Origin of the sequence: Belliella alkalica (assembly GCF_022549785.1) — a bacterium.
Taxonomy (GTDB): Bacteria; Bacteroidota; Bacteroidia; order Cytophagales; family Cyclobacteriaceae; genus Belliella; species Belliella alkalica.
In genome coordinates this window covers 26,161-46,699 of the sequence record NZ_JAKZGO010000004.1, presented here as the reverse complement: position 1 = coordinate 46,699, position 20,539 = coordinate 26,161, and the positions used below count along the sequence as shown (strand labels likewise).

The 20,539-nt window shown below is 36.9% G+C and carries 17 protein-coding genes and 1 pseudogene; 11 read left to right on the top strand and 7 right to left on the bottom strand.

Going from position 1 to position 20,539, the window contains the following annotated elements:
• Positions 1 to 229: 229 nt before the first annotated feature.
• Positions 230 to 1,171, top strand: coding sequence for a tRNA epoxyqueuosine(34) reductase QueG (gene queG / locus MM213_RS05905; RefSeq protein WP_241410547.1), 942 nt, complete (start codon positions 230 to 232; stop codon positions 1,169 to 1,171).
• Between the two features lie 41 nt (positions 1,172 to 1,212).
• Here the strand turns inward: queG and MM213_RS05900 are convergent, their stop codons facing one another.
• Positions 1,213 to 1,404: a hypothetical protein gene (locus tag MM213_RS05900; RefSeq protein ID WP_241273820.1), complete on the bottom strand. Its 192-nt coding sequence runs from the start codon at positions 1,402 to 1,404 to the stop codon at positions 1,213 to 1,215.
• Positions 1,405 to 1,521: 117 nt separating this feature from the next.
• On the opposite strand from MM213_RS05900, the gene MM213_RS05895 reads away from it, so the two are divergent.
• From MM213_RS05895 to guaB, 4 genes are all read left to right on the top strand, one after another.
• On the top strand, positions 1,522 to 2,964 hold the full coding sequence (locus tag MM213_RS05895) for a BatD family protein (RefSeq protein WP_241410546.1): 1,443 nt from the start codon (positions 1,522 to 1,524) through the stop codon (positions 2,962 to 2,964).
• Positions 2,964 to 4,040 (top strand): chorismate synthase, encoded by a 1,077-nt coding sequence (gene aroC, locus MM213_RS05890; RefSeq protein WP_241410545.1) that lies wholly within the window; start codon positions 2,964 to 2,966, stop codon positions 4,038 to 4,040. The genes MM213_RS05895 and aroC overlap by 1 nt, the downstream gene beginning before the upstream one ends.
• Positions 4,041 to 4,058: 18 nt before the next feature.
• Positions 4,059 to 5,402, top strand: a complete 1,344-nt coding sequence (locus MM213_RS05885; RefSeq protein WP_241410544.1) for a dicarboxylate/amino acid:cation symporter — start codon at positions 4,059 to 4,061, stop codon at positions 5,400 to 5,402.
• Between the two features lie 233 nt (positions 5,403 to 5,635).
• Complete coding sequence (gene guaB / locus MM213_RS05880) at positions 5,636 to 7,114, top strand: IMP dehydrogenase (RefSeq protein ID WP_241410543.1); 1,479 nt, start codon at positions 5,636 to 5,638, stop codon at positions 7,112 to 7,114.
• Positions 7,115 to 7,944: 830 nt separating this feature from the next.
• Here guaB and MM213_RS05875 read toward each other — a convergent pair.
• Positions 7,945 to 10,743, bottom strand: a complete 2,799-nt coding sequence (locus tag MM213_RS05875; protein ID WP_241410542.1) for a M16 family metallopeptidase — start codon at positions 10,741 to 10,743, stop codon at positions 7,945 to 7,947.
• Positions 10,744 to 10,818: 75 nt separating this feature from the next.
• Positions 10,819 to 11,292: a 23S rRNA (pseudouridine(1915)-N(3))-methyltransferase RlmH gene (rlmH, locus tag MM213_RS05870; RefSeq protein WP_241410541.1), complete on the bottom strand. Its 474-nt coding sequence runs from the start codon at positions 11,290 to 11,292 to the stop codon at positions 10,819 to 10,821.
• 261 nt (positions 11,293 to 11,553) lie between these two features.
• On the opposite strand from rlmH, the gene MM213_RS05865 reads away from it, so the two are divergent.
• Complete coding sequence (locus MM213_RS05865; RefSeq protein ID WP_241410540.1) at positions 11,554 to 12,057, top strand: fasciclin domain-containing protein; 504 nt, start codon at positions 11,554 to 11,556, stop codon at positions 12,055 to 12,057.
• 68 nt (positions 12,058 to 12,125) lie between these two features.
• Here MM213_RS05865 and MM213_RS05860 read toward each other — a convergent pair whose 3' ends face one another.
• Positions 12,126 to 13,499, bottom strand: coding sequence for an exopolysaccharide biosynthesis polyprenyl glycosylphosphotransferase (locus MM213_RS05860; protein WP_241410539.1), 1,374 nt, complete (start codon positions 13,497 to 13,499; stop codon positions 12,126 to 12,128).
• A 200-nt stretch (positions 13,500 to 13,699) separates the two neighbouring features.
• Here MM213_RS05860 and MM213_RS05855 point away from each other — a divergent pair, with 200 nt between their 5' ends.
• From MM213_RS05855 to MM213_RS05850, 3 genes and pseudogenes are all read left to right on the top strand, one after another.
• A complete protein-coding gene (locus MM213_RS05855; protein ID WP_241410538.1) occupies positions 13,700 to 14,095 on the top strand; it encodes a class I SAM-dependent methyltransferase in 396 nt (131 codons plus the stop codon).
• Positions 14,096 to 14,145: 50 nt separating this feature from the next.
• Positions 14,146 to 14,368 (top strand): annotated as a pseudogene (locus MM213_RS21055) (IS1634 family transposase); the annotation flags it as partial.
• A 157-nt stretch (positions 14,369 to 14,525) separates the two neighbouring features.
• Positions 14,526 to 15,803, top strand: coding sequence for a M57 family metalloprotease (locus MM213_RS05850; protein WP_241410537.1), 1,278 nt, complete (start codon positions 14,526 to 14,528; stop codon positions 15,801 to 15,803).
• Between the two features lie 536 nt (positions 15,804 to 16,339).
• Here the strand turns inward: MM213_RS05850 and MM213_RS05845 are convergent.
• Positions 16,340 to 17,512, bottom strand: coding sequence for a hypothetical protein (locus MM213_RS05845; RefSeq protein WP_241410536.1), 1,173 nt, complete (start codon positions 17,510 to 17,512; stop codon positions 16,340 to 16,342).
• A gap of 150 nt (positions 17,513 to 17,662) precedes the next feature.
• Here MM213_RS05845 and MM213_RS05840 point away from each other — a divergent pair, with 150 nt between their 5' ends.
• On the top strand, positions 17,663 to 18,124 hold the full coding sequence (locus MM213_RS05840; protein WP_241410535.1) for a GlcG/HbpS family heme-binding protein: 462 nt from the start codon (positions 17,663 to 17,665) through the stop codon (positions 18,122 to 18,124).
• Here the strand turns inward: MM213_RS05840 and MM213_RS05835 are convergent.
• Both MM213_RS05835 and wecB read right to left on the bottom strand, forming a co-directional pair.
• Positions 18,117 to 18,599 carry a cupin domain-containing protein gene (locus MM213_RS05835; RefSeq protein ID WP_241410534.1) on the bottom strand — a complete coding sequence of 161 codons (483 nt, stop codon included), beginning with the start codon at positions 18,597 to 18,599 and terminating at the stop codon, positions 18,117 to 18,119. The genes MM213_RS05840 and MM213_RS05835 overlap by 8 nt on opposite strands.
• Positions 18,596 to 19,690, bottom strand: a complete 1,095-nt coding sequence (gene wecB, locus MM213_RS05830) for a non-hydrolyzing UDP-N-acetylglucosamine 2-epimerase (protein ID WP_241410533.1) — start codon at positions 19,688 to 19,690, stop codon at positions 18,596 to 18,598. The genes MM213_RS05835 and wecB overlap by 4 nt, the downstream gene beginning before the upstream one ends.
• A 178-nt stretch (positions 19,691 to 19,868) precedes the next feature.
• Here wecB and MM213_RS05825 point away from each other — a divergent pair, with 178 nt between their 5' ends.
• Positions 19,869 to 20,534 carry a hypothetical protein gene (locus tag MM213_RS05825; RefSeq protein ID WP_241410532.1) on the top strand — a complete coding sequence of 222 codons (666 nt, stop codon included), beginning with the start codon at positions 19,869 to 19,871 and terminating at the stop codon, positions 20,532 to 20,534.
• The last annotated feature ends 5 nt before the right edge of the window (positions 20,535 to 20,539 follow it).

Below are 20,539 nucleotides of genomic sequence, written 5' to 3'. Positions count from 1 at the left end.
GAAGTGATGTTTAAATCTTGTAAAATACATTCACTTGCGTGATAGCGGATAATCATCATATAAAATTATATGGATATCCGTTTTCTTACCAGTAGAATCTAAATAATTGAATTAACCTGTGATTTCGAACCAATATCAATAAATATCCAATATCTATTAGTATCAGTTTGCCAAAAAACAATCGTTTAATTGATTAGTGGCATGATTGCGGATAATCATATAAAATTAAATGAGTTTACTATATTCCAAAGACAAGTATGCCCAAATTATAAAAACCCAGGCCAAAAACCTGGGCTTTGACTTTTGTGGTATTTCCAAGGCTGGATTTTTGGAAGAGGAAGCGCCAAGGCTTGAGAATTGGCTCAATCAAAATTATCATGGCCAAATGGGTTATTTGGCAAACAATTTTGACAAAAGGCTCGATCCAACCAAGCTGGTTGATGGGGCAAAAACTGTGATAAGCTTGATTTACAATTATTATCCAGCAAAAAAATTGAGTGAAGATCCCCAGGATTACAAAATCGCAAAATATGCTTATGGCAAAGATTATCATTTTGTGATCAAAGACAAGTTGAGGGATTTTCTCCAAAAGCTAAACGAAGAAATAGGGGAAATTGGCGGAAGGGCTTTCGTAGATTCTGCGCCAGTAATGGAAAGACAATGGGCACAAAAATCCGGCTTGGGATGGACAGGAAAAAACAGCCTTTTGCTCAACCGCCAAATGGGAAGTTTTTTCTTTTTGGCAGAATTGATCATTGACTTGGAAGTTAGCCCAGATACTCCGATGGCAAAAGATTATTGTGGAACCTGTACAAAATGTATTGACGCTTGTCCCACAGATGCCATTGTCAAACCTGGCGTAGTGGATGGATCAAAATGTATTTCATATTTCACAATTGAGCTCAAGGATCAAATCCCCACAGAAGTGAAAGGTAAATTTGAAAATTGGGTTTTTGGATGTGATATCTGTCAAGATGTATGCCCTTGGAATAGATTTTCCAAACCACATGAGGAGCCCGCATTTTTGCCCCATCCAGAGTTGGAAGAATTCTCTGCGAAAGATTGGGAAGAAATAACTCAAGAAACTTTCAATAAAGTTTTTCAAAAATCAGCTGTAAAGAGGACCAAATTGGAAGGTTTGGCGAGGAATGTTTCTTTTGTGAAAACATAATGAGCATAAAAAAAGGCTCTATTTAGAGCCTTTTAGGTTTTTTAACCTGCGAGTTTGACAAAATATTTATTTAAAACTGGTTCGTAGTTACGAGAAAATGTCCTGTAACACCAGGCCCTAAATTCGCTGATCTCTGCTGGTAGGATCAGATTAAGGCTTTTTCTCAGCTCTTTTTCGAAGAGCGCTTTGTCAAAACTCACTTTCAATAAGATAGTCTTAACGTATTCTAGCATGGCTCAAAATGTATTAGGTTAAACAGAAACAATTTTAATACTGATACGATACTACCGATCGTTTGTTGCGTTTAAAATATAAAGTTAATTTGCGCTTATATTTGAAACGAACAACTTATGATTAGAACGACGGTCACTTGGGTTTTGGTATTTACTTTAAGCTTTATCTGTGCAAACATTCAAGCTCAGGAAGTAAAAATTGAACTTGGCCCCAGTGAAATAGCCTTGAATGAAAACTTCACTATTAAGGTAACGATTTCGGATGATAAAATCAAATCATACGATCAGTTTCCAGAGATCGTTGGGTTTCAAAAACAAGGCATTTCACAATCCTCATCCATGAACATTATCAATGGACAGATGAGTAGTACAAATAGCATTATCCAATATTATAGGCCGAGCCGAAAAGGTGATTTCACAGTTCCTGATTTTACAGTCAAAATCAACGGCAACGATTATCCTGCTTCTGGGAAAAACATCAGCGTAGTAGATGCCCGCTCTGCACAAAGACAAAGCAATGCTTTTGATCCATTTGATGAAATGTTTGGAAGATCGCGCGAAGAGCCTGAGTTCATCGAAATCGATGATGAGGCATTTTTTGCGACTTCTGTGGATAAGCCAGAAGTGTATATTGGTGAAGGCGTGAATGTAAGCTTGGCATTTTACATGGCTGAGGCAAATCAGGCACCATTCAGTTGGCATGAACCAGGGAGACAATTGGATGGGATCCTTAAGAAGCTAAAACCAAGCAATGCTTGGGAAGAAAATTTCAGTATCACTAGTATCCAGCCAGAAAGAGTTTCTATCAATGGTGAAAACTGGGTGAAGTATAAGGTATATGAAGCTACATTTTTCCCTTTCTCTGAAGGTGAAATCATCATACCTTCAATAGGATGGGAAATGATCAAATATAAAGTTGCCAAAAACCCAACATTCTTTGGAAGCAATAGACAGGAAGATTTCAAAACCTTTTATTCGGCAGCAAAATCAATTAAAGTGAAGCCTCTGCCGCCACATCCACTAAGAAATGAAGTAAGTGTAGGTGTATTCCAGTTGAGGGAAAACATCAAAGAACTTAATGCAGAAACTGGCGAGGGGATTACATACAATTTTGGGATTTCAGGTGAAGGAAATATCAATTCGGTTTCCAAGCCTAAGACGAAACAAATCCAAAAGCTCAACACCTACGATCCAAATGTAAGGCAACAAGTCAACCGGGGAATGGGAAAAGTCACAGGAATAAAAGAATTTAGCTATTACCTTACTGTCAATGAACCAGGAGAAGTCTCCTTGTCAGATCATTTTGAATGGATCTATTTCAATCCAAACTTAGCTAAGTATGATACACTCCGACCAAAAGCAGTGCTAAATATCACAGGAGAATCTAAGGTAAATCAAGCTATTTCCAATCAAAGACTGGGTGGAATTTATGATTTGATTGAAGTTGAGAACAATAAACTTTTAAACCAACGATATAAGTACTATTTTTCCATCTTTATCAATTTATTGTTGGCAGTATCAGTAATTCTATTGGCTGTCTTGATTATGAAAAAGCGGTAATGGGGAACTCATTTGGAAAACTATTTAGAATAAGCACCTTTGGTGAGTCTCACGGAAAAGGACTTGGTGTAATTATAGACGGATGTCCTGCTGGATTAGAAATCGACGAGGATTTTATCCGAAGTGAAATGCAGAGGAGAAAACCTGGACAATCCAAAATCACAACTCAAAGAAAAGAAGAGGATGAATTTCAGATTCTTTCAGGTGTATTTGAAGGGAAAAGCACTGGTACGCCCATAGGTTTGGTTATCATGAATACTGACCAAAAAAGTAAAGATTATGGTCATATAGCGGATAAATTCAGACCTTCCCATGCTGATTATACTTATCAAGAAAAATACGGAATAAGGGATTATAGAGGTGGTGGAAGAAGTAGTGCAAGGGAGACTTCTGCAAGAGTCGCCGCAGGAGCTATTGCAAAATTGCTATTGCAGCATTTTGGCATTAGCATTCAAGCTTATGTAAGTCAGGTTGGAGATTTGAAATTGGAAAAATCTTATCTAGAGCTAGACCTTACACAAACAGAAAAGAATATCATCAGATGTCCTGATCAAGAAATGGCAGATGAGATGATCAGCTTTATCGATCAGATCCGAAAATCTAGAGATACAGTTGGTGGTGTAGTTTCGTGCGTTATCAAGGGAGTTCCTCCAGGACTTGGTGAGCCGGTGTTTGACAGGCTGAATGCAGAACTTGGAAAGGCAATGCTAAGCATCAATGCTGTAAAAGGATTTGAATATGGAAGTGGATTTGAGGGAGTGAAAATGAGGGGTTCTGAGCACAATGACGCATTTTATAAAGAAGGGGACAAAGTAAGGACTCGTACGAATCATAGTGGAGGCATTCAAGGAGGTATCTCCAATGGTGAGGATATTTATTTTAAAGTTGCCTTCAAGCCCGTGGCTACTATTATGATAGATCAAGAGTCTGTAAATGAAGCAGGAGAATCAGTGACAGTTTCTGGAAAAGGGAGACATGACCCATGTGTTGTGCCAAGAGCAGTGCCGATTGTAGAAGCTATGGGAGCATTGGTTTTGGCGGATTATCTTTTGATTAGCAGAGCAAATAAGTTGTAAAAAATTAACCCAAATATTATGTTCAAAAAAATACCCTTACACACCCAGATTATTGCTGGTCTGGTTCTAGGCCTTGTTTTCGGATTGGTGATTGTGCAATTTGGAATTTCTCCGGATTTCACTGTTAATTATATCAAACCTGTAGGCACAATTTTTATCAATGCCTTAAAAATGATCGCAGTACCTTTGGTATTAGCGTCGTTGATAGTCGGTGTGGCAAATCTGGGAGATATATCTAAACTTTCGAGAATAGGAGGCAAGACGATTTTGGCATACTTGGTCACTACAGTCATTGCGATTACTTTGGGGTTGCTTTTAGTCAACTTTTTTGAACCTGGAGAGCAGTTGCCTCAAGAGACAAGGGATAAATTGATGCTTCAGTTTGATGCAGCTGCCGGCTCCAAAGCTAGCGATGCAGCAGCTATAAAAGAGGCCGGTCCTCTGCAGCCAATAGTAGATATCGTTCCTGAAAACCTTATCGCAGCAGCGGCAGATAATGGAAGTATGCTCCAAGTTGTGTTTTTTGCGATTATTGCTGGAATAGCACTCCTTCAAATTTCAAAAGATAAGGCCAAAACCTTTACTGATTTCTTTGATGCATTGAATGATGTCATTATCAAAATCGTGGAGTATATTATGATGATTGCACCTTATGGTGTGTTTGCCTTGATGGCGTCCTTGATAGTCGAGATAGCGGGAGAAAATCCCGAATCGGCAGTAGAATTACTTTTGGCATTGTTGAAATATACACTTGTAGTCATGGGAGGATTACTATTGATTATTGTTGGAGTTTATTCATTGATGCTCAAAGCATTTACAAAAATCCCTTTTTTAGACTTTATCAAAGCATTGAGACCTGCGATGTTATTGGGCTTTTCTACTTCATCAAGCTCTGCGACACTTCCTGTTACAATGAAGCTGGTAGAAGAAGAGTTGGGTGTTTCTGAAGAAGTGAGCAGTTTTGTATTACCACTTGGAGCTACGATCAATATGAATGGGACAAGCTTGTACCAAGCTGTGGCAGCAGTGTTTATTGCGCAAGCTTTGGGTATGGATTTGACTATTTCTCAGCAGCTGACGATTGTCCTTACTGCGACTTTGGCAGCTATTGGCTCTGCAGGTGTTCCTGGTGCAGGATTGATTATGTTGATTATTGTATTGGAGGCTATAGGTGTTCCTGGTGCAGGTGTTGCTCTGATTATCGCTCCTGATAGAATTTTGGATATGTTTAGGACAGTGGTGAATATTACTGGTGATGCAGCAGTTTGTGTGACAGTTGCATCCACAGAAGGTGAGATGCCAGCTAGACTAATTAGAGACTCTAATCCATTCACAGCTAACGTTGATGAGTTAGAAAGTTAAGAATCTGATTCAATAAATACATAAATTGATTTTCACAAAAAAAGCTGACTTGTAAACATGTCAGTTTTTTTTGTGAAAAAATGAGTGAAACAAAGCAGTGATAACTGGCTAGCTATTTAAGAATTGTGTAAGTTTTTTCACCTAAAACAAAATTTATTTGAGTTTGATTAGATTGGCTATCAGAATTGTTTGTAACTTTGGCGTGCAAATAGGGTTACCTAACCAAATTTGCTATGAACCGAAATTCAAATAAATTCCTCTTTGAAGCGCTCACATACGATGACGTGCTACTTGTCCCAGGATACTCAGAAGTCCTCCCGCGCGACACCAATACTTCCACCCAACTTACTAAGAACATCAGACTAAATATCCCTTTAGTTTCGGCTGCTATGGACACTGTCACAGAAGCTGAATTGGCTATTGCCATTGCACTGGAGGGCGGACTTGGTTTTATTCACAAAAACATGTCCATCGAAAAGCAAGCTGCCCAAGTAAGAAAAGTGAAGCGTTCGCAGTCAGGAATGATTTTGGATCCAATTACCCTTCACATCGATTCCAAAGTAAGAGATGCTGAGAAAATCATGACGGAATACCACATTGGAGGAATTCCTGTGGTTGATGAAAACCGTCTTTTGATGGGGATCATTACAAATAGGGATTTGAGATTTATCAAAGATCCTAACAGAGATATCAAAAGTATCATGACCAAAGAAAATCTGATAACGGCAAAAGCTGGGATTACTTTGGAGCAGGCAGAGGAGATTCTTCAAGAATTCAAAATTGAGAAGCTACCAATCATCGATGATGAAAATAAGCTAACAGGATTGATCACTTACAAAGATATTCTTAAAAGAAGAGACAAACCACATGCATGTAAAGATGAATATGGCAGGTTGAGAGTTGGTGCTGCCGTTGGGGTCACTGCGGATATTGTAGAACGTGTAGAAGCATTGAAAAATGCTGGTGTAGATGTAGTTTCGATCGATACCGCACATGGTCATTCAAAAGGTGTTATAGAAACCTGTAGAAGAATAAAGGATGCATTTCCAGATCTTGATGTGATCGTTGGTAATATTGCTACACCTGAAGCTGCTATTGCTTTGGCAGATGCAGGGGCAGATGCTGTGAAAGTCGGTGTTGGTCCAGGTAGTATTTGTACGACAAGAGTGATTGCAGGGGTTGGTGTTCCTCAGCTTTCAGCTGTTTTTGAATGTGCTGAAGCGCTAAAAGGCAGAAATGTCCCTGTAATAGCAGATGGTGGTATCAGATATTCTGGAGATTTGGTAAAAGCAATCGCCGCTGGAGGAAGTTCTATCATGATAGGTTCCCTATTGGCTGGTACTGAAGAAGCTCCAGGGGAAATGATCATTTTCGAGGGAAGAAAATTCAAATCTTATAGAGGAATGGGTTCTCTTGAAGCAATGGAATCTGGTTCAAAAGACAGGTATTTCCAAGATGCAGAAGATAATATCAAGAAATTAGTTCCAGAAGGCATCGTCGGTAGAGTGGCATACAAAGGCTTAGTTCAAGAAGTTCTTTACCAGTTAGTCGGTGGACTTCAGGCTGGAATGGGATATTGTGGTACCAAAACAATCGAAGATCTACAGGAAAATGGAAAGTTTGTAAAAATAACTGCTGCTGGAGTGAAAGAGTCACATCCTCACGATATCAGCATCACAAGAGAGGCTCCAAACTATTCTGCTAAAATGTAATTTATCTCAATTATTGGCTGCCCATTGTCAATAGAGTTTTTGAAAAAAAATATAATGAGTATCCTCAGTATTGCACGTCGGTTGAGAAGAGGTTTTATGTGTTGCTGATTCTCGGCAATGGACAATTGTCAACAGGCCCTCATCTTCAAACATTCTATTGATTGGCTAGGTGCCAGAAAGTGGATAAACATAAAAATTAGAAAGCCGATGGAACAGATCCATCGGCTTTTTTATTATCCGGAATGACACAAGTAGGTGGGTTTTTCAATAAAATCATACGGGTAATCGTCATTAGTCGATTTGTTAATATTGCATTAATTGACTTAATATTAATCAATTTTTTTGGCTACTATTAAGAAAGCGAGATTTGTACAATTGCCACTGAGTTAGGGGCGTAGCCCTGAATTCTTTGTTGTCGCCAAATTATTTCCAACTCCATATCCATTCAGATTGCAGGGCTACGCCCCTGAAATTTGAATTGATGCTGATTTTCTACTAAGAAATGTGGGCTAGCGCCCCCTTTGAGATCTATGCCTAAATCTTTGGATTTTCTTCGGCCAAATGATGCTTTTGAAGACTATTGATTTATTAGAAATGGGATGACGATTTCCGTTTTTTTTTAACCCATTCCTAGAAAATTTAGGTTGCAAAAAATGCTACAAGTTAGGGGCGTAGCCCTTTCTTCTTCGTAGAAACAATAGCTAGATTAAACCCAGAGGGGCGTAGCCCTGAATTCTTATAAAAAAAGGTGTTTCAAAATAAAAAGGCCTCCCAAAATATCAAGTATGGGAGGCCTTTTTCAAAATTGTATTAAAATCTTACTACCAAATTTATTTAGCTGGAAATCTTTGTACTTCAAGTAAATTCTCTTTTGTCAAATATGCTTTTGCCGCGGATTGGATCCTTTCAGGAGTGACAGCGTCAATAGAAGCCTTACCTTCCAAGATCACTTCCCAGGGAAGGTCATAATTCCTAACTGATGACATTTGGGAATTCCAGAAAAAGTTACGTTTTAAATTCTCTTCATAAGCGATTCTTCTTTTTTCCTTCACTTTATTGAGATCTTCTTCAGTAGGTCCGTTTTCTTGGATTTTCTTCACTTCAGCCCAAGCTGCATCTGTCAATTTTTGCACCATATCTGGGCTGCAAGGGAATTGTATAGAGAATCTGAAATTGCCAACAGGTTCGATACCCATACTACCACTTGCACCGACTCCATATACACCACCGATTTCTTCTCGGAGGTTCTCGATTAGCTTGATGGTCAATATTTCACCGAGATACCCAATATCAGCAGCTTTTTTACGGTCATAATCTGTTTCTCCTGAGAAATACATGATCACTTGACTTTTCTCGTCAGTACCTACTTCAATCCTTTCAGTTTTGCCTTTTGGCGGTCTTATTCCAAGGTCAACAAAATCTTCTTTATTGTTGGGATCTCCAGGAAGGCTTGCGATGTATTGCTCTAGAAGAGGTATAAAAGTCTTGGTGTCAATATTGCCAGTGAAAAAGAATTCAAAATTAGCTGCATTTGAAAACCTTTCTTTGAAGATCTCCAAACCTCTATCTACGTTCAGTTTATCATAATCTGCTGGATCTAGAATCCCAAGTGCTCTCGGATTTCCATCTGCAATGATTTTGTTCAATTGCTTTGAAAACTGATAGTCTGGATTCGCTTCTGCACTTTCCAATTGTGATTTTTGATTTGCTTTATATACTTCATAGAGCTCAAGGTCTTTTCTTGGTTTGGTAAAGTATAAATGAATCAATTGGAAAGCCGTTTCTAGATCTTTTGGCGAAGCAATACCAGAGATAGTTTGGTTATAGGTTCCAATATTTGGAGTGATTGAAACTGTTTTTCCAGAAAGAACTTTTCTCAAGTCTGTTGGTGAAAAATCACCCACTCCCATTACATTGACCATTACCGCTGCATTGCTGGCATTTAGGTGATCTTCCAAAGAATAGAGCGAAGAACCTCCTTTAGAAGATGCTGAAATCAGGATTTCATCATTTTTGAAGTCGGTCGATTTGATAAATACTTTCGCACCATTGGACAATGTGAGTTCTTGCACATCTACATTACTAATGGAATTATTGGATGTTACTTTGCCAGCAGCAGGTAGATCGGTGATCAAGTCTTCTGCAAGTAGTTTTTCTTCGTAAGGTGTAAGTTGAATATGCTCTATTGCATCAAATAATGCCAATACAGTTTCTTCTGTTGGAAGATTCTCTTTTTCTTTTTCGGGAGCAATGATTACAACAACTCGATTTTCGTCTTTCACAAGCTCTTTCGCCAATGCATTGATTTCTTCTACGGTGATTTTAGGGAGAGTTTCTTTGTAGAATTCATACCTCCAATCTTGGCTCTCAGCAAACCTTCCGCTGAGAAAGTGAGAAACATACCTTCCTACAATCGAACCCGACTCCGCCTTATCCATCTCTTTGGCTGCTCTTTCGGCACTGTTTAGGATTGTTTTCTTTACCCTTTCCAATTCTTGCTCAGTAAATCCAAATTGAGCAACTCTTTCATTTTCTTGGATCAGCGCAGTAAGTCCTGCGTCAATTTTTCCTGGAACGACAGCTGCAGAAGCAGAAAAATAATCCATTTCTCGGACAAAATTCCCATAACCAGTTCCCGCATAGATAAAAGGAGCATCAGGTTTCTGTCTGATTTCATCCAATCTTTGGTTGAGCATTCCACTATACAACGAACGTTTTATGGTGTTTTTATAATCTTCTTTTGTCTCTGTAGGCTGAGCCTGATGCTTATAGTAAAGCTGGAGTTGGATCCCTGGAGCTTCTGCATCTGTTGCTATTGTCACAAAGGTTTCTTCATGTGATGGAACAGGAAAGCTTTCACGTGGCTTTGCATTTGCAGGGTTTTCCATTTCTCCAAAAAACTCCTTGATCAGAGCTTCCAATTTATCAGGATCCTCATCACCAACTGCTATGACAGCCATCAAATCAGGTCTGTACCAGTCTCTATAGAATCTTCTGATAGTTTCATATTCAAAATTTTCCACAATCTCCATTTTGCCTATTGGCAATCTATCTGCATACTTACTTTCATGGAGAAGTACTGGTAAGTATTGATCTCTGATTCTTTGGGAATATCCCTGACCTGTTCTCCATTCTTCTACAATAATCCCTCTTTCTCCATCTATATCCTCTTCCTCCATCAGCACACCATTTGCCCAGTCAGCAAGGACTAGAAATCCTTTTCTTAAAATTTCCTCATCTTCTGATGGAATTGGCAAAATATACACCGTCTCATCAAAACCTGTATATGCATTCAGATCCCCACCAAAGGAAACGCCTATCGACTGTAGATAGCTTACGAGTTCATTTTTCTCGAAATTCTTGCTTCCATTGAAAGCCATGTGCTCTGTAAAATGGGCTAGTCCTGCCTGATCATCATCTTCGAGAATTGATCCTACATTTACAGCGAGTCTCAATTCCACCTTTTTTTCTGGTTTAGGATTTTGTTGGACATAATATGTCAAGCCATTTTCTAGCTTCCCTTTTCTGACTCTTTTGTCCAAAGGAACTTTTTCGTTGTCTTGAGCAAGCACTGTAATAGTACACCCAAGCCAAAAAGCCATTAAAACAATGATTCTTGAATTTCTCATTTTCATATTTTTATTTACCGCTTTGTAATCTAACAAAAATATTTTAGTTCATTATTATCCAATTCTTAAATCTTCCTAATGATGATGGTATGGTTCATTTCTTAAAATAGTAAATGCCCGGTAAAGTTGTTCGATAAAAAACACACGAACCATCTGATGGGAAAAAGTCATTTTTGAAAGAGATAGCTTACTGTTTGCCCTCTGGTAGACAGCATCAGAGAATCCATAAGGACCTCCGATTACAAACACGAGTTGCTTCAATCCTGAGTTCATCTTTTTTTGGACAATATCTGAAAAGTCAACTGACCCATATTGTTTTCCATTTTCATCTAGCAATACTAGATCGTCAGAAGTTTGGAGTTTTTTCAGAATCAATTCTCCTTCCTTTTCCTTTTGGGAATCCTCAGAAAGACTTTTTGTATTTTTCAGATCTTGGATTATTTCCAATTCAAATTTGATATAAAATCCAAGACGCTTAATGTATTCCTCAATTAGGGATTGAATTTCCTTGCTGTCTGTTTTGCCAACAGCTATTAATTTGATTTGCATAAAACAAATTTAACTCTGAGAATTCAGCTATAAAAGAGAAAACTGTTTAATATGAAACAATGCAAAATGGACTTTATTAAGAAAAACTAGTACCGTTCGTGTAATTTTTTACTATATAACTACTATGAATGGATGTTAATTGTACACCAATACGTAGAATTTGTTTATGAAGAATTATGTTGAAGTTAGACATAAATAATTGACAAACAATATAGTATACAATGGACTTATATACCTACATAAACCAAAACTATCATTTATATGAAAAATTTTCTCACAATTGCAATGATGATTGCCTTTTTTGTAACATCATCATTCACTGTCAACAAAAACGCCACAACTTTCAATGTTGATAACGATATTGTTGACTTAGCTGTCCAAACTGAATTCTTGTCTACCTTGGTAGCTGCTGTAAAAGCAGGCGACCTTGTTGATGTATTGAAAGGTGATGGACCATTTACAGTATTTGCACCTACAAATGATGCTTTCGCAAAATTACCTGCTGGCACAATTGAAAATTTGTTGAAGCCCGAAAACAAATCTCAATTAGTAGCGATACTAACCTACCATGTAGTAGCTGGAAAAGTGTATTCCAAAGATCTATCTGATGGAATGGCTGCCAAAACAGTACAAGGTGCTGAAGTTAAAATTTCCTTGAAAGACGGAAAAGCAATGGTAAACAATGCAAATGTAACTACTGCTGATATCGAAGCTTCCAATGGTGTAGTTCACGTAATCGATTCTGTGATTTTGCCTCCAATGTAATTGGATAAACAATCAACAAAAAAACCTCGCAGAGCAATCAGCGAGGTTTTTTTTGTTTTGTCTAGTTTTTAATAAGCATTATCTCTATTGTAGACTAACTCAATTACGGTCTTAATACAGATGTTCAAATCCATCCAAATAGACCAGTTTTGAATATAGAAAGAGTCTAGCCTAACTCTGGATCTGATTTGTCGTAAGTTCTCAATTTCTCCTCGATAGCCTTTTACTTGCGCTAATCCTGTAATGCCAGGTTTGATCTTATGACGTGAATTATATTTTTCAACCTGCATTTGGAATGTCTGATTCATTGGGATGGTATGCGGCCTAGGGCCAACAATCGACATATTACCTATAAATACATTCAAAAACTGTGGCATTTCGTCCAAAGAAGAGTTTCTCAAAAAGGCTCCAATTTTTGTTACACGAGGGTCATTTCTTGTAGCTTGCTTTGTGTCTGCATAATCGTTAGGAGTCATTGACCTGAACTTCAGACATTTGAATACATTGTTGTTTACTCCATTTCTATCTTGAACAAAGAAAATCGGACCTTTGGATTCAAGCTTGATCAAAAAACCAACCAAAGGAACCATCCAACTTAAAATGAAAACTATAACAAAAAGTGAAAAAGCAATATCAAAAGCCCTTTTCAAAACTCTATTCATGAAATTGTCTAGAGGAATGTCGTTGACATTGATAACAAAAAACTCTCCGTACTTTGAGAAAGACAAGTTTTTCTCTAGTTGTAGGTTACCATTTGGAATTACTTTCACTTTGATATACTTATCATCAGCATAGTCCATTACCTTCTTGATTATGCTGACATCCAAATTCTCGCTAACATAAATCAAATCAAGGTCTAACGCACCTGCTTCATCAAAAAACTTCTCAATTGCCCCCTTAGTGCTCAGATCATTTGCATCTAAATCATCATAAAAACCTATGAAATTGATACCAAAATCTCTTCTTTGCCTAAATACTTTTGCCAATTTGCTACTTGCTCCGCTTTTCCCTAGGATTACGGCATTTCTATAGTTTTTCCCTTGAATTCTGTATTGCTTTAGTGCAAGGTGAACACCAACTCTATACAACCCCAAAAATAAAACCAAGTTGATAGCTACACCAATTAAGAAAAAAATACCTAACGGATGCTCTTGCGTAGGAACCCAAAAAATAGACATTAATCCCAAAAGCCATATCAGTGATTCTGGTAATTGCTTTAAGGTATACCCAACTTCTGTAGTCCTTCCAATCTTGTAGTCTTTTCTACCAACAGAAATTAATAGCCAGAAAAGAAGAAAATAACCATACAACGCAAGGTTGATGTTTGGGTAATCGATGAAATACACGAAAAGAGCTGCCGTGACGGTAAGCCCTATCGCGAGTGTTAAAAGATCCCCAATAACAAAAAGCCAAGGGAAGTATTTGTGAAAACGTCTTTTCATAAAAATTTTTAATCCTTTAACTATTTACGTAAATAGTTAGTGGATAGATTATTCTTGTTTACCTATTATTCGAATATTAACTTCGAATAATTAAATTTGATCGTAAAATTAAAAAAGTTTTACATAGCAGTGTTACATTTGAAGCAATAAATTTTTTAATCTTGTATTTACCAATTTAAAAGTAAAAGGCCACAAAGCCCATGTTTAAATTTAAAAACCTATTGAGTACTTCTGCTAATCCTGAATCTATCGGGTATAAGTTCAGAAATAGACGCTTTATTGTATTTGAAACTTTGATCGAAAAGAATTTTGACAAAAACACGAAGTTAAAGATCTTAGATGTAGGTGGTGCATCATATTTTTGGAGCGATAAAGATTTCTTGGAGAAATATGATGTAGAAATCACTATGTTAAATTTAGACGTAGTAGAATCAGGACATCCCAAGCTGAAATCGGTAAAAGGAGATGCAACGGATTTATCCGAATATCAAAATGATTCTTTTGACTTGGTATTTTCAAACTCAGTAATCGAGCACCTTTATACTTGGGAAAACCAGATAAAAATGGCCAAAGAATGTGTCCGAGTAGGCAAATAACATTTCGTTCAGACTCCAAACAAACACTTTTTTGTAGAAGCTCATTATACAAAATAGGGAATATCCAAAAGGTAATTATAACTATGGAGACCAATACATACGACAAAACAATTACAACCAGAAAATGTACAATACCCAACAAAAGTCAAAAACAGATATACAATGTTCTCCAAACCAAGTACCAGCCATTTCCCAAAAGAAAATCCCTAGTACACAAATCGGAAATTGAAAAAAAATGAAACTCCTAAAAAACAGCTAGTTCTGAGCGGTTAACTGCAATGTGGTTAAAGAAATGAAAGGGCTATAATCATATTATCTTATTTTAGTCGGAAGACAGTAATTAAAATCACAAATATTATTGGTTTAATTTTTTTTATAAGTAAATTTAGATCGTAAACTACATTTTTATTAACCTTTTAAATTTAAAATTATGAAAATAAGATTAACTTATTATGTTTTGATTGTATTTGCAATATTTTCATGTGATACATTAGAAATAAAAGATCCGATTTCTGATTATGATTTAGAGTCAGAGATCAATATCGTAGAAAAAGATGCCGATCTAAAAAGATTTTTAGATGAAAACGGTTTTTTTAATGCCAAAGTTTTTGATGTGGGTGAGTTTTATCTTATCGATAATTGTCATTCTGTAGAAAAAGATGCTCTAAGAAATGGAGATTATTTTCTAAAATCAAACCCAAATGCTCAAGCAGTGACAAATAATTTAGTAAGTGGTAATTTTTTTAGTTTCAGGACAATTAGAATTAGGGTTGATGATTCTACTATGCCATTTGGAGGTATTCATGATTGGCGTCCTGAAATTACTCAAGCTATAAATGATCTGAATTCAGTAAGAAATTTTAGGTTAAGATTCGAATTAGTTAGTGATGGTAATTTTGATATCCTAGTTAGAAGGGAGCCTTTTAATTTTATTGAAGATAGAGATTTAAGAATACGTGTAATTGCATCTGCTGGTTTCCCAACAAATGGTAATCCAGGATCAATTATTCGAATTAACACTCTTTGGGGTTTCGGGCTTAACACAGGTATGAAAAGGAATAATATGGTGCATGAAATTGGTCATACAATAGGATTTAGACATACAAACTGGAACTTATCTCCAAATATAGAGCCTTCTGGAGCTAGTGGAGCTAATACTATTCCTGCTACATATTCAAACGATCCTCAATCCGTAATGAATAAGGGAACTGCCCTAAATGTATGGTCTGGATTTTCTTTGAATGATATAGTTTCATTTAGAACTATATACCCTTTCAATAATCAGGAAAAACCTTTGTACACATTTTTTCGCGCTGTCCCCAATTTTAATGGAATATTTAGGCATTGGTGGACAGGAAATTGGTTAGAAGGTACTAGTATCATTACCAATAACCAAAACTTCTTGCCATCAGGTGTAACAGGTTTTATATATAACAATCCCCAACAAGGATCTACGCCACTTTATCGACATTATTCTGCTGGGATGGATTCATACTATTTATCTACCAATTCTTCTGAACAAGGTTTTATTAATAGTACTGTTATTGGTCATGCTTATAATTCACCAGGTCAAGGAAGAATTCCAGTCTATTTATGGTTTCACCCTAATGAAGGTCATTATATCAGTACAAATCAAAATGACGCTCGTATATCTGGATCTGGTTGGGTAGGTGGTAATGTATCATTTTATGTGGAAGGCTGGTTTTAATCAAATACAAATTAGTTTTTTCACTAAAAGCTAAACTAGCTTTAAATTCACTTTGCTGAGGTTAAATAATTTTCAGTGTGAATAACACAAAATTCACACTGAATAGGTTCTTTTAAAGCTTCTTTATACAATCTTAAATATAAATATGTAGTGGAAGCCCCAAGTTTTGCTTTTTAGCATTTTTGGGGTTTTCTTTTTTTAGATAACAAAAGAAAATACCAATAAAAACATTTGTAAACTTGGATTTCCCTAAGCCTAATTTGTTCAAGTATTAATCTAAAGGTAAAGTATATAATTTAGTCTTATGGTTGATTTTGTTTTATAAATTCAAGAAAAATACCTTAGCATGGATTACCTATCAGTTTTTCTGAAAAAGAAAATTTAAGTTAATACATTTAAATTTTAAAGCAAAATTCAGATCATGTCAATGAACAGATTGAAATCCTCATTTTTTCTATAAAAAGAATAATTTCTGAATAGAAATAGATCGAAGGCATGACAAAGTCTTATAAGCTCACAATCTTTGAAGTGCTTGACTATTCAATCTTCTTCTCCATCAATTCATAGATAAAATAACACTGATAGTCTTTTTCATACTCATGCAATTCAGCTTGGTCACCATATTGAAGATATCTATTTTGACCAACATTGAGCAAAATTTTGCCAGGTAAAGTCCATTCTATAGGTTTCCCTATTTGCTTTCCATCTTTGATATGGAAGTAATACTTTTTCCTTGAATTTGCTTCAAGCTCACGTTGCTCCTCACTTGGATTTTCAAAAACAGTATTCGGATCAGAACCTGTTCTATATCCAATCAACATCTCATCACCAAAACCTACAGCCTCAAAAAATGCTCCACCAAATCTATTGTTATTCCCTCGATGTTCTTGCACAGTAGCTCTTGTAGCTTCTTCCAATGGAACTGTAATCAATTTATTGGGAGCAATTCTCTCCAAGTTGATTTTATTCACAATCTTAAAATTGTCATTGGGATCCATTTGATACACAATAGAATCACCATACATGATACTTGAAATGTAGGTAGAGTTCAAATCTGAAAAGTAAATAGGATTATCTAAAAACGGAATAAAAACGCCTTGCTTGAAGGCACTGCTTCCATCAATTTTCCCTCCCTTTTTGATTTCGCCTGTTTTGGCATTCTGCAAATGAACCATATTTAGGGTATCAAAATAATCAACTGGATAGGTTTGTAGAAATGCATCATTCATATTCACCACAGCAGAAATGGCACCATCTGTGGTCTTGAAAGTGCTAAGGTTATCCCTTGTAAAATTCATCAATCTAAATCTAATCCCTTGCTCAAAAGTAAAGCTTCTTTGAACTTTCAGATTCAAGTCATATACAAATGTACTTCCGTCGGTGACCACCATAATCTCATCCCCAACAAACCCCACTCTTGCGGTAACTAGACCAAATGCATCTGGTCCCTCGGCTAAGGTATTCTCTGCTACTATTTCTCCTTCTTTGTCAATGATGATAAATCTACCCTCCATACTCATCTGAGGGATTATCAAATACAATTCTTTTTCGTGGTGATAGTCCAGTATATGAACTGTCTTCAAAATATCGATGACGACCGAATCAACTTTGACAAATTCGAATTCTTTATCTAGATCAGAAATCTTGTTATTGGAATCACAGGAAAAGACAATTAGGCTAATGCTTAGAATATAAATTAGTTGTTTCATATCGGCAAAAATTTTTCTTCAATATAATTGTTTATTTAGTTGAAAAAAAATCCCTATAGATATTCTCAAAAAATCCTCGGGGCTTCCGTGTGAAATTCAGATATTAGCATATCTATCACTCATCTGTTCAAAATACCTAAACCAAACATTATGAAACACATTCTCACAACGCTAATTCTAAGCATTTCAATTTTCTCATTTGCCCATGCCCAGACCCAGCCGATACTCAATCTGGAAAAAGCCACAAAAATTGCCGATGCTGCTCAAGAGAAAGCGATTTCTGAAAGCTGGAATGTGGTCATTTCGATTCTTGATCAAGGAGGAAATCTGATCTTGCTTAGAAGAATGGATGGTACACAAATAGGAAGTATAGAAATCGCCCAACTCAAAGCCAAAACAGCCTTTGAATTCAAACGTTCGACAAAAATCTTCGAAGATATGATCAAAGGAGGGGCGGTTCACCTGACTACCATGCCGATCACGGCTGTAGAAGGAGGACTTCCAATCTTCCAAGATGATGTCATCATTGGATCCATTGGCATATCTGGAGTGACTTCTGCACAAGATGGGATTATCGCAGAAGCAGCCTTGAAAGCTACTGGATTTATGTAAGAATTTTGATAATACCTGAATGCTCTGGATATTTTGCCAAAAGCTCTTCACAAGAAAACAGTCTAAAATCTTCAAAATCAAAACCAGGAGATACTACACAAGAGACTAGTGCATATGAATCATGCTGATCTACTGTAGATCCAAAAATCACCCCAGCAGGCACCATCTGTTGGGGTCTGTTATTCTCACATACAGGGCCGATTTTGATTTTTTCATATTGACCATTTTCATCGATCACATGTACTGTCAATGGAGACCCTTCATGATAAAACCACATTTCATCACTTTTGATTTGATGAAATTTGGAAACATTCTCAGAAGTCAACAAAAAGTAAATTGAAGTCACAGTACTTCGCTCTCCAGAAGGTGTACCAATTCCTAATTCAGATCTGTAGATCTCTTTATAATATCCTCCTTCTGGATGTGGTATTAAGCCTAATTCAGCAACCAATTCTTTGATTCTTCTTTGTATCATCCGTATATCTCAATAATCTTATCCACGATTCTCCCTGCCGTCTTGCCATCCCAAAGTGGGATTCCTTTATAGGTTTTCCATTCGCCACGCATCAACTTTTCAAGATATGGCGCTAGATTTTGGGGATTTGTCCCAACCAATTCATTGGTCCCCAAATGAATGGTTTCGGCACGCTCGGTATTGTCTCTCAAAGTCAAACAGGGTACGTTCATTACACTTGCCTCCTCGGTGATTCCGCCTGAATCTGTAATCACAGCAAAGGCATTTTCCACCAAATAATTAAACTCCAAATAAGCCAAGGGGTCAACTAGGTGTAAGTTTGAATAGGAAATCCCAAGCTTTTCCAAGCTTTTGGCAGTTCTCGGGTGAACAGGGAAAATAATCGGCATCCCATTGGTACCTTCTATAATTGCATCAATCATTGCCTTGAGCTGTCCCTCTTGATCTACATTCGCAGGACGGTGCATGGTGAGGACAAAGTATTTCTTCGCTTCCAAAACATCGAAAATTTCACCTTTCGGCTTTTGGAATTTTGACCTATTTGTCAACAAGGTGTCGATCATGGTATTGCCGACATAATGGATCTTTTCTTTTGCAAAGCCAGCTTGGAGAAGATTTTCATTGGCAATTTCTGATGTGGTGAAAAAATGGTCTGAAATACTGTCTGTCACCATCCGATTGATTTCTTCTGGCATTGTCAAATCTCCAGACCGAATCCCTCCTTCGACATGTGCTACATCTAAGCAAAGCTTCTTGGCAGTGATCGAACATGCAAGGGTAGAGGTCACATCACCTACCACTATCACCAAATCTGGTTTATTCGCAAACAATTCCTTTTCAAAGGCAATCATCACTGCAGCAGTTTGCTCAGCTTGTGTCCCTCCTCCAGCGGCAAGGTTCGTGTCGGGTTCAGGTATATTCAATTGATCAAAAAAGTCACCCGACATCTTTTTATCGTAATGCTGCCCAGTATGGACAAGCCTAAATGATAATTGGGAACCTTTATTTATTTCAGCTTGAATGGCGTGTATGATAGGTGCAATTTTCATGAAATTTGGCCTAGCACCTGCCACCAAAGTTATTTTGATCATAGAAGGGTTGATAAATATTGAATGGCTAAATTAACTATAATTGGCAGGAGGACAAATTCATAAATCATCTATTCTCTCTTGAAAATAAGACGTTTTGCATATTTATTTCGTTTATTTGTAGATTATTAAAATACCATACCTTCATCCAATCCACTTGAAGGACAAAAACATTGACGAAATGACTACCAATTTCAAAAAAACGCTTCCAATTTACTTTTTGGGATTTTTTCTTCTGACGGCGCTAAATTCATGTGAAGATGAATTGGTTGGTGAAACCCAAATCTACTCCAATGACTTTAACCAGTTAGATTTGAGGAATTTCAACAACTCTAGACTCTTTGTCTTCGAAAACGATACAATCATGGGCTTTTACCACAACGAGGAAGTTTGGGTCAAGCTATATGACATACCGCCTCACAATGCCATAAAAATCACAATTGACGTTTTAGCTCATGATTCATGGGATGGGAATCTTGATGATGGCGTTTCTGGACCAGATTATTGGTATTTTAAAATAGACGATGAAGAAGTATATAGAACTACCTTTTCAAATAGCGTTTGTGTTTCTACCTATTGCTTAAGGCAATCTTATCCTGATGAATTTTTCAAGCAAAACTTCCCTAAAGAAGGTGCTATAGCAACAAATCTACCTGGACTCTGCAGCTTGGCAGGAGTTCCAAATAGAACTACAAAATATTCTATAACCAAGACTTATAGACATTTTAAGGATAGCCTGAAAATCACAATGGGGGACGAGTTGATGCAAACAAATGCATTTAGCCCTCTCTGCGACGAAAGCTGGTCTATCTCAAAAATTGAAGTTAGTGCTCTTACTGTTAGATAATTGAA